The 10,341-nt window shown below is 58.3% G+C and carries 11 protein-coding genes; 6 read left to right on the top strand and 5 right to left on the bottom strand.

The features are described 5' to 3' along the window. A partial coding sequence (locus tag ACTG34_RS07785) for a DMT family transporter (RefSeq protein WP_439104386.1) occupies positions 1-561 on the top strand: 561 nt, incomplete at its 5' end. A gap of 77 nt (positions 562-638) precedes the next feature. Here ACTG34_RS07785 and ACTG34_RS07780 read toward each other — a convergent pair. Together ACTG34_RS07780 and ACTG34_RS07775 are read right to left on the bottom strand one after the other, a co-directional pair. Then, positions 639-1,376 carry an SDR family oxidoreductase gene (locus tag ACTG34_RS07780; protein ID WP_062218950.1) on the bottom strand — a complete coding sequence of 246 codons (738 nt, stop codon included), beginning with the start codon at positions 1,374-1,376 and terminating at the stop codon, positions 639-641. Further along, positions 1,376-3,148, bottom strand: a complete 1,773-nt coding sequence (locus ACTG34_RS07775; protein WP_439104385.1) for an IlvD/Edd family dehydratase — start codon at positions 3,146-3,148, stop codon at positions 1,376-1,378. Before ACTG34_RS07775 ends, ACTG34_RS07780 begins: the two co-directional genes overlap by 1 nt. A 178-nt stretch (positions 3,149-3,326) precedes the next feature. Between ACTG34_RS07775 and ACTG34_RS07770 the strand changes: the two genes are divergently transcribed. Beyond that, positions 3,327-3,812, top strand: coding sequence for a hypothetical protein (locus ACTG34_RS07770; protein ID WP_439104384.1), 486 nt, complete (start codon positions 3,327-3,329; stop codon positions 3,810-3,812). A gap of 88 nt (positions 3,813-3,900) precedes the next feature. On the opposite strand, the gene ACTG34_RS07765 is transcribed toward ACTG34_RS07770, so the two are convergent. Beyond that, on the bottom strand, positions 3,901-4,824 hold the full coding sequence (locus ACTG34_RS07765; protein ID WP_439104383.1) for an NAD(P)-dependent oxidoreductase: 924 nt from the start codon (positions 4,822-4,824) through the stop codon (positions 3,901-3,903). Positions 4,825-4,848: 24 nt separating this feature from the next. Next, positions 4,849-5,610 carry an SDR family oxidoreductase gene (locus ACTG34_RS07760; RefSeq protein WP_439104382.1) on the bottom strand — a complete coding sequence of 254 codons (762 nt, stop codon included), beginning with the start codon at positions 5,608-5,610 and terminating at the stop codon, positions 4,849-4,851. A 126-nt stretch (positions 5,611-5,736) separates the two neighbouring features. Between ACTG34_RS07760 and ACTG34_RS07755 the strand changes: the two genes are divergently transcribed. From ACTG34_RS07755 to denD, 4 genes are read left to right on the top strand one after another with little or no spacing between them, the layout of a single operon-like run. After that, positions 5,737-6,768 (top strand): L-idonate 5-dehydrogenase, encoded by a 1,032-nt coding sequence (locus ACTG34_RS07755; protein ID WP_439104388.1) that lies wholly within the window; start codon positions 5,737-5,739, stop codon positions 6,766-6,768. Next, the gene (locus ACTG34_RS07750; RefSeq protein ID WP_439104381.1) at positions 6,768-7,364 is read left to right on the top strand and encodes a LysE family translocator; all 597 of its coding nucleotides are present in this window, start codon (positions 6,768-6,770) and stop codon (positions 7,362-7,364) included. The genes ACTG34_RS07755 and ACTG34_RS07750 overlap by 1 nt, the downstream gene beginning before the upstream one ends. Before the next feature lie 10 nt (positions 7,365-7,374). Beyond that, positions 7,375-8,526 carry a fumarylacetoacetate hydrolase family protein gene (locus ACTG34_RS07745; protein WP_439104380.1) on the top strand — a complete coding sequence of 384 codons (1,152 nt, stop codon included), beginning with the start codon at positions 7,375-7,377 and terminating at the stop codon, positions 8,524-8,526. A gap of 12 nt (positions 8,527-8,538) precedes the next feature. After that, a complete protein-coding gene (denD, locus tag ACTG34_RS07740; RefSeq protein ID WP_439104379.1) occupies positions 8,539-9,504 on the top strand; it encodes a D-erythronate dehydrogenase in 966 nt (321 codons plus the stop codon). Positions 9,505-9,558: 54 nt separating this feature from the next. On the opposite strand, the gene ACTG34_RS07735 is transcribed toward denD, so the two are convergent. After that, positions 9,559-10,341: an HpcH/HpaI aldolase family protein gene (locus ACTG34_RS07735; protein WP_439104378.1), complete on the bottom strand. Its 783-nt coding sequence runs from the start codon at positions 10,339-10,341 to the stop codon at positions 9,559-9,561.

The following is a 10,341-nucleotide window of genomic DNA, read 5'->3' as shown; positions in this document are numbered from 1 at the left end:
ATGGTCGTCACACTCTTGGCGATACCGTTTTTGGGCGAAAAGGTCGGATTGCGCCGTGTTCTGGCCGTTGGGGTCGGGTTCATCGGTGTCTTGATCGTGGTGCAGCCATGGGGCGCGGATTTCCACTGGGCTGTGGTTTTGTCACTGGGCGCGCTGTTGTCCGCCTCGTTCTATTACATCATGACGCGGATGATCGCGGGCGAAGAGGCCAATTCCACCATGCAATTGTGGTCGAGCGGATTGGCCACGCTCATCTTGTTCCCCCTCGCGGTTCAACACTGGATCTGGCCACATGACAGTTCGGGATGGATCGTGATGGGCCTCATTGGCACCTTCGGGATGATGGGGCATGTGTTTGTGACAACCGCCAACCGGTTTGCGGATGCCTCGGTCTTGTCGCCGATGATCTATACGCAACTGATATCCGCCACGATTGTGGGCTATCTGGTGTTCGGGTCTTTGCCGACGGTGTGGACACTGGTTGGCGCCTTGATCATCATCGGATCGGGCCTCTACATCTGGAACCGCGAACGCGTGAAAAAGGCGGTGTTGCGGCCCTAGAGCCTCTTGCAAAAAAGGGACGGGCCACTGATGTGTGACCCGCCCCTTTCTCGGGAGGTAACTGGTGTCGGGCCGCGTTAGCCGCGTCCGATATAAGGCATTTTTGTCGCCATCACGGTCATGAACTGCACATTCACTTCAAGGGGCAAAGTCGCCATCTGAAGCACAGAATTGGCGACATGGTTCACGTCCATCACTGGCTCGATTGCGATCGATCCATCCGCTTGCGGCACGCCTGCGGTCATTTGCGCCGCCATATCGGACATGGCGTTACCGATATCGATTTGCCCACACGCAATGTCAAACGCGCGCCCGTCGAGCGAGAGTGAGCGTGTCAGGCCCGTGATTGCGTGTTTGGACGCGGTATAGGGTGCCGAGCCCCAACGCGGCACAGAGGCCGAGATCGACCCGTTGTTGATGATACGCCCGCCTTGGGGATTTTGACGGCGCATAATGCCGAATGCGGCGCGTGCCGCGATGAACGAACCCATGACGTTGATGTTGATGAGGTTGCGAATGTCGTCAACATTGGCCTCGTCGATCATTCCGCCAGACATCGACACGCCCGCGTTGTTAAACAGCGCATCGACGCGGCCCCATGTCTGGTACGCGGTTTCGAACGCCTCTTCGACTTGGGTCTCGTCCGTGACATCGGCGGGAATAGCCAATGCGTTTTCGTGGCTGTCTGCCATTTCTTTGACGGAAGCGGCCGTGCGCCCGACGATGCCAACGCGCCACCCTGCGGCGAGAAATGCGTTTGCAGTGGCTTTACCGATGCCACGCGCACCGCCTGTGATGATGATAGATTTTGTCATTAGTGATTATCCCTTGGAAGGTTCTTGGCCACGCGTTGATACGCTGTAGCAAGTTCGAGACAGCCGCCTTGGGCCAGTTGTCCGACATGCTGTCGGTAGATTTCTTGCCACGGGGTGTGGCTTTCGATGACGGGCGGTGTCCACGCCGCTTTGCGGGCCTCCCATTCGGCGGCGTCCACAAGCGCGTTCATCGAGGATGTATTGAGATCAAGCCGCACCATGTCGCCCGTCTTAAGATAGGCCAATCCGCCGCCCACAACCGCCTCGGGCGAGGCGTTGAGCACGGAGGGGCTTTCGGATGTGCCGGACTGGCGACCATCACCCACGGTCGGCATGTGGTTGATCCCTGCGCGGATCATCGCGTCAGGCGGCTGCATATTGACCACCTCCGCGGATCCGGGATAGCCGACACAGCCGACATTGCGGATGAACAGCATACAGGTCTCGTCGATGTCGAGCGCGGGATCATTGATCCGTTCGTGATAATCCTCGGGGCCTTCAAATACGATAGCGCGGGCCTCGTAAATCCCGTCCTTGAGAAAGCGGTCGCGGAAGTCATCGGAGATCACGGATGATTTCATCAAGGCGCTGTCGAACAGGTTGCCCGAAAGCACAAGGAACCCCGCCTTTTCGCGCATCGGTTTGTCATAGGCAAAGATCACGCGGCGGTCTGTGACCTCCACCCCGTCTAAGTTCTCGCCCATGGTTTTGCCCGTGGCACTCATCGCATCTGCGTGCAATTTGCCCGCACCGTTGAGTTCGGCCATCACCGCAGGCACGCCGCCCGCGCGGTAAAACGCCTCTCCAAGATATTCGCCCGCAGGCTGCATATTGACGATCAGGGGAATGTCGTAGCCTACGGTTTCCCAGTCTTTGACATCAAACTCAATGCCAGCATGGCGCGCAATGGCCTGTAGATGCGGCGGCGCATTGGTCGATCCGCCGATGGCCGAACACACACGGATCGCGTTCTCAAAGCTTTCGCGGGTCAAAATGTCGGAGGGTTTGAGGTCCGCGTAAGCCATTTCGACAATGCGCTGACCGGTTTTATAGGCCATGCCCATGCGTTCTTGAAACGGCGCAGGGATCGCAGAATTTCCCGTCAGGGTCATGCCAAGCGCTTCGGCCATCGCGTTCATCGTCGAGGCCGTTCCCATGGAATTACAATGGCCAAGCGACGGCGCAGACGCACAAGCGCGGTCCATAAATTCGTCCCAGCCGATTTTACCATCTGCCAACAAACGGCGGCTTTCCCAGATCACGGTGCCAGAGCCGACAAGCTTGCCCTTCCAATGACCGTCGAGCATCGGACCGCCATTGAGACCAATCGCGGGGATGTCCATCGTGCAGGCGGCCATCAGTTGCGAAGGCGTGGTTTTGTCACAGCCCGTGGTCATCACCACCGCGTCAATCGGGTAGCCGTAGAGCAATTCCACAAGGCCCAGATAGGCCAAGTTACGGTCAAGCGCCGCCGTGGGGCGTTTGGCATTCTCGAATATTGGATGCACAGGGAATTCCATCGGAATACCGCCTGCGTCACGGATGCCCGCCTTGATCCGGTCCATGAGGAACACGTGGATTTTGTTGCACGGGCTCAGATCGGACCCGGAGTTCGCAATACCGATGATCGGCTTGCCCGCCTGCAATTCCTCGCGCGTGAAGGCCTGATTGAGATAGCGCTCCAGATAAAGTGCTGTCATCCCTGGATTGTTGGGATTATCAAACCACTCCTGACTGCGGAATTGTTTATTGGCGCGGGTATCGTGCGACATGCGTTCCTCCCCGAAGGCATGAGAATTCAAGACTGCGCAGATCAACGATTCTTGTGTTTACCTGCGCGGTTAAAGATGGTCTGATTTGGTATACCAAGACAAGAAGATTTTGGTATACCAAAATTATTTCCGCCGTTTTCACCCGTTATTGTGTGAAACGGCCCCCTCGGAGAACGCTATGACATACACGACACGCACGACACTGGGACTGGCCGTATGTGCGAGCCTGATCGCCCTACCCCTTTGGGCCGGTGCCACCCTTGCCGAGATCGACACCTGCATCGAGACCGCCGCGACCAATGGCACGGTTCCGACCGCCTGTGTTGAGCTGGCGCATTCTGAGTGTGTCGAATTTCCCCAAGACATGGGAGCCTCTGCGGCGCTGTGTTTTACACAGGCCAAGGACATGTGGTCCGAGGGCATCAGCGCCCGCATGGCGCAGGTCAACGCCAGCGCTCCGCCCGAAATTGCCGCCATCGCCGGTATCGAAGTGAAATACGACCTATTGTCCGCCTTGGTGCAATGTGACCGCATGGAAGAGTTGAACCAGTTGCGCGAGGGCGTCACGAGCGAGGACGTCTTGCGTCAAAAAACGGCGTGCACCTCAACGGCAAGCGGACTTGCCTACACCAAACTCACATGGCGCACGCGCCAGTTGCCATAAAACGGCGCGGGCCTCACAGACGCGATCACAATAAAAGACGGGCCGCAGGATTACCCCTACGGCCCGTTTTGTTTGACAGATGAAAGGCTTAGGCTTTGCCCTTGGCCACTTCGTCGGCCATGTTCAACCCGTTAAGATCGCCCACAATATCCGACAGCGTGATGATGAAATCCTCACCTTTGCCAATCGCTTCGGCATGGGTGAAATAATGCTTGGCCGCAGAGGCCATGACGTTAACTGCCCCCGCTTCTGACGCCATCGCATTGAAATAACGCAAGTCTTTGGTCGCATTGGCGATAGAAAACTTGTGAATTTCCGCATCGCGCCCGATGGCATAGGCCATGAACGTGTCAAAGAACCCGTTCGACAGGCGGCTATCGCCGATCACTTTGGCGTAGGTATTGGGCGAGATCCCCGCTTTGGTCGCGACCGCCAACGCCTCGGCATACAAAGACGCGTACCCCATAGAGGTGAAGTTCATCAGCAGCTTCATCTTATGACCCGCACCCGTTGGGCCGACATGGTTGATGGTGCCAGCCCAACATTCAATAATGGGCAAAACCCGCGCAAAATCCGCGTCGGGCGCGCCGACCATGGCGTCAAGCGTGCCAGCCTCGGCCTCTTTCGGTGTGCGCCCCAATGGCGCATCGATCATCACGCCGCCCTTCTCGGCCAAAGCCGCCGCAAGCGCCTCCGTCGAGGTCGGATCAGCCGTGGTTGTGTCGATCACGGTCAGGCCCGCGCGCATCCCCGCAAGGATGCCATCGGGACCGTGAAACACCGCCTCGACCTGTGGCGAGTTGGACAGGCAGATGTGAATCACATCACAGTTTTCGGCCATTTCGCGCGGCGTCTTTGCCTCCGTGGCCCCCATGCCGACAAGGCTATCGATCGGCGTGCGGTTGCGATTGCCCTTCACCCACAGCGGATAACCGCCTTGCAAGATGTTCTTGGCCATGCCGTGACCCATAAAGCCGACGCCGATGAACCCAACGGTTGGTTTGTCTGTCATTGTGATCTCCTCCCAAAGATATTTTTATAGGCTTGCCGTAATGCCGCCATCCACGAACAGCGTATGGCCGTTCACAAAAGTAGACGCGGGCGATGACAAGAAGATAGCAGCCCCCACGAGTTCCTCTACCCGTCCCCAGCGACCAGCGGGTGTGCGTTTTTCGAGCCATGCGGAGAAATCCGCATCGGCCACAAGTGCGGCGTTGAGCGGCGTGTCGAAATACCCCGGTGCGATAGCGTTACAGTTCAACCCGTGCTTGGCCCAATCGGTCGCCATGCCCTTTGTCAGGTTGGTGACGGCCCCCTTGGACGCGGTGTAGGGCGCAATCGAGGGACGCGCGAGGGCGGATTGGACGGACGCGATGTTGATGATGCGGCCCGCACCGCGTTTGATCATGTGCCGCGCCACGGCTTTGGACACGTAGAACACCGAATTCACATTGGTGCGCATCAGCGTGTCAAAGGCATCGGCGGGGAACTCTTCGAGGGCGGCGCGGTGCTGCATCCCTGCGTTATTCACGAGGATATCAATCGCGCCATGTTCGGCCTCATAGGCATCTACGGCGGTCAATGCGGCGTCGGCGTCCGTCACGTCAAAGGCAAGCGTATCGACCGTAAACCCCTCACCGCGCAGCTTGGTCGCAGCCTCCTCGAGGCGCTCGGCGTTACGCGCATTCAAGACCAAATGCGCCCCCGCCTGCGCCAGACCTTTGGCCAAAGCATAGCCAATTCCCATGGATGATCCGGTGATGAGTGCGCGTTTGCCTGTGAGATCGAATAGCTGCATGGGTCCTCCAAAAATGCACTGCGCGGCCCATTGACAATCGAGGCCGAAATCGCGTTGATATTTTGGTATACCATTTTTGGAGCGTTGCAAATAGCAACGCACATGACTGTCTGGGAGGACACCCCAATGAAGGCGCTTTATGCCCACGGACCCCGCGATTTACAGTTGGGATCATGCGATATTGATGATCCACAAGCGGGCGAAGTACGCATTAAAATGGCACGTGGCGGCATTTGCGGCTCTGATTTGCACTACTTTTTGCATGGGGGATTCGGCACGGTACGTTTGCGCGAACCGATGGTTTTGGGTCACGAAGTCTCTGGGCACGTCACCGCAATCGGAGAGGGCGTGGACGGTTTGGCCGTGGGCGATCTGGTCGCCGTATCGCCCTCGCGCCCGTGCGGCGCATGCGAGGAATGCGCACGCGGCAACGCCAATCATTGCGCCAACATGCGCTTTTACGGCTCCGCGATGCCATTTCCCCATATCCAAGGCGCATTTCGCGAAGAGATTATCGCGATGCAAAGCCAATGCGTGAAAGCCGAGGGACTAACGCCCGCCGAAGCCGCCACCGCCGAACCTTTGGCCGTTGTTTTGCACGCCCTGCACCAAGCGGGCGATCTCTTGGGCAAACGCGTGTTGGTGACGGGATGTGGCCCGATCGGGTTGCTCACCATCCTTGCGGCGCGCCGCGCGGGTGCGGCTGACATTATCGCCACAGACATCTCGGACCGTGGACTTGAATTCGCGCGCAACGCGGGTGCGAATGTGACGGTGAACACCATGACCCATTCGGACGGGCTTGCGGTCTATGGCGCGGGCAAAGGCACACTCGATGTGCTGTTTGAATGTTCGGGCGCGCAGGTGGCATTGGCGGGTGCGATCCCCGCGATCCGCCCCAAAGGCGTGATTGTTCAGGTCGGCATGTCGGGCGATATGACCCTGCCGATGCAACAAATCACTGTCAAAGAACTCGCCCTCAAAGGCTCGTTCCGCTTTCATCCCGAATTCGCAACGGCGATTTCCCTGATGCAGCAAAAGCTGATCGACGTGACGCCACTGATCACGCACGCCTTCCCGCTTGAGCAGTTCCAAGAGGCGTTTGACACCGCAACGGATCGCGAAAAAGCGATGAAAGTCCAACTGGTGTTTGGCTGATGCTGACGTTCGCGGCTGCGGTCTTTTTCCTCATTGTCACGCCCGGCCCCGGTGTTTTATCAGCGGCTGGCGTTGGCTCGGCCTTCGGGTTTCGTCAGGCCACGCGCTACCTGATCGGGCTGTTCATCGGCTCCAACATCGTCGGCGCAGCGGTCATTTCGGGACTGGCGGCTGTGATCCTCGCCAACCCTGCAATCCGCACGGTCCTTATGGCCGCGTCATTGGCCTATCTGTTCTATCTGGCCGCTAAAATCGCGTTCGCGGGTGCCAAAATCGCGTTCATGCAAAGCAAGCGCGGACCCGGGGTCGGCGCGGGGATTATGCTACAAGTCATCAACCCCAAAGCCTACGCCGTGAACACCGCGCTCTTTTCCGGCTTTTCGTTTGCACCCGACAACTACACTTTTGAGGTCGCGATGAAACTCGCCATCATGTACGCGATCTGGCTGCCTATTCACCTTGGGTGGGCCTATGCGGGTGCCTCACTGCATAGGCTCAACCTTTCCACACGCGCGCAACGCCGTATCAATTATGCCATGGCTGCGGCCATGTTGATGGTTGTCTTGCTTGCGCTTTTCTCAAGCTTTTTCGCATAAAGGAGCCACCATGCTTCCCCTTTCCAATCATGCCCCCAACGCCACCTTTGTTGGACGTATCTGGCGCGAAGGCATCGGACCGTGTCTTGTTACACTGCGCGGCGATATGGTCGTCGACATCACCTCCAAAACCGCCCCCACCATGCGCGACCTGCTCGATATGGATGACCCTGCGGGGTATGTGGCATCGGCACAGGGTGAGGACGTATGCACGCTTGCCGAGTTGTCCGAGCGCTCCGTTGAGAGCGCGGATCAAGATGCGCTGCGCCTGCTTGCGCCCTGCGATTTACAGGCCGTGAAAGCCTGTGGTGTGACCTTTGCCGAAAGCATGGTTGAGCGCGTGATCGAAGAACAAGCGGCGGGAGATCTGGACGCGGCTGCGGCCATTCGCGCCCGTGTGGCCGCGCGCATTGGCGACAGTTTGTCGGGCATTGTCCCCGGCTCGGACAAGGCCATGGAGGTCAAGAAAATCCTACAAGCCGAAGGGCTTTGGTCGCAATACCTCGAAGTGGGCATTGGCCCAGACGCGGAAGTATTCACCAAGGGTCAGCCGCTCTCCTCTGTGGGGTGTGGCGCCTGTGTGGGCCTGCACCCCGTGTCGAAATGGAACAACCCCGAGCCGGAGATCGTTCTGGCCGTGAATGCACGCGGCGAGATCAAGGGGGCAACCCTTGGCAATGACGTGAACCTGCGCGATGTCGAGGGGCGTTCCGCCTTGTTGCTTGGCAAGGCCAAGGACAACAATGCCTCGTGCTCTATCGGTCCATTCGTGCGCCTGTTTGACGCGACCTATTCCATGAGCGATGTGGAGACGGCCGAATTGACACTGAAAGTGACAGGCGAAGACGGGTTTGTGATGGACGGGCATAGCTCCATGACCAAAATCTCGCGCGCGCCCGCCGATCTGGCGCGCCAAACCTGTGGACCGCACCACCAATACCCCGACGGGTTTTTCCTTTTTCTTGGCACGCTCTTCGCACCGATCAAAGACCGCGATGCCAAAGGACAAGGGTTCACACACCACGTGGGCGATACTGTCGAAATCTCCGAGCCAAACCTTGGCACACTGACCAACACTGTGCGCCTGTCGCCCGATTGTCCGCATTGGACCTTTGGCGCGGGGGCCTTCATGCGCAACCTTGCGGCGCGCGACCTCATCTAAGGGACTGAAAACATGAAAATTTGCATCATCGGTGGCGGCGGTCTCGTCGGCCAGAAGCTCGCAAAAGAACTGGCTGCACGCGGCACGCTCAAAGGCCAAACCATCGACACGCTGGTCTTGGCGGATGTGGTTGATCCCGCCCCCGTTGCGGCCGATTTCACCGTTGAGCGCGTGACTTGCGATATCACTGATACCGCGTCCGTGGCCAAGTTGGTGGACGCGGATACGGACGTGATTTACCTGCTCGCCGCCATCGTCTCGGGCCAAGCCGAGGAAGAGTTCGAGCTGGGCTATGACATCAACATGTTCGGGATTCGCAACGTGCTTGAACGTGTGCGCGCCCTAGGTCACAAACCCACCGTGGTGTTCACCTCGTCCATCGCCGTATTTGGTGGCGATGTACCCGACCCGATCACCGACAATTCATACCTCAACCCACAGACGTCCTACGGCGCGCAAAAGGCAATGGGTGAGTTACTGATCAACGACTATTCGCGCAAAGGCTTTATCGACGGGCGTGCCTTTCGCCTGCCAACGATTTCGGTACGTCCTGGTAAGCCCAACCGTGCAGCCTCCGGTTTTATGTCGTCGATCTTTCGCGAGCCGCTTCAGGGTCAAGAGGCCGTGTGTCCGGTGGGGCGCGAATTCCCGCACTACTACCTCAGCCCGCGCAAGTGCATCGAAAACCTGATCAAAGGCGCCGAAGTAAAGGCCGAGGATATCGGACAAAACCGCGCCATGACCATGCCCGGACGCACATGGACCATCGGTCAAATGATCGACGCCATGACGGCCGTGGCAGGCCCGCAGGCGGAAACATTGATCAAGTTCGAAGAGCAGCCCGCAGTGTGGGACATCGTCAAAGGCTGGCGGTTTGATATTCACGCGGACAAGGCACTCTCACTTGGCCTTGAGGCTGACGAGAGCTTTGAGGACAATATCCGCCACTTTATCGCAGACGACAAAGCCGCGCTGTAGCGCGCGGCTTTGATCTAGATCAGACTACAAAATCAAAGGGCTAGGGTGTTTTCCTTAGCCCTTTTTCCATTTTTGAACATCAGACAAACGCGATGTCACGGCCTTTTTCAACAGCAAGCTATCGATATCAATGGCGGTGAACACGCTGCCCGCCGCCACTGCGAGATCAAGCATGGTTTGATCCACCGACAAAAAGCCCGCCGGTTTTCCAGCCGCGCGAATGCGTTTGAGACCGCTTGTAACCGCCTCAACCACCACCGGATGATCAAGCTGACCCGGATAGCCCATAGAGGCCGCCAGATCCGCAGGACCGATGAAAATCGCGTCGATCCCGTCCACGGCGGCGATGGCCTCCAAATCGTCCAAGGCCTCTTTGGTTTCCACCTGCACCATGAGGCAAATCTCATCACGTGCCTTGGCAAAATATCCGTCAACCTCGCCAAACAGATTGGCGCGTGTCGCCCCCCCCATGCCGCGAATGCCGCGCGGCGGGTACGCCACCGATTGCGCCGCGGCCTCCGCTTCGTCCACATCACGGACGTAGGGCACGAGGATGTTTTGCGCCCCGATATCCAGCACGCGTTTGATCTCTGCGGCGTCCATATGCGTCACGCGCACAACTGGCGCGGTGTTTGAACGCCCCATGGCTTGCATCATCTGCAACACGTTATCCAGATCGCGCGGGGTGTGTTCACAGTCGATCAAAATCCAGTCGTACCCCGTCCCCGCGAGCATCTCGCCAATGTAGGGATCGCGGATTGTGTTCCACAAGCCAACTTGCTGTTGGCCTGCGAGAATGGCACGTTTGAACGGGTTGGCGATACGATCCATCGACAT

The organism is Celeribacter marinus (assembly GCF_965656515.1).
In the GTDB taxonomy this organism is placed as follows: domain Bacteria; phylum Pseudomonadota; class Alphaproteobacteria; order Rhodobacterales; family Rhodobacteraceae; genus Celeribacter; species Celeribacter marinus_D.
The sequence above is the reverse complement of the archived record's forward strand: the minus strand, read 5'-3'. Positions and strand labels throughout refer to the sequence as shown.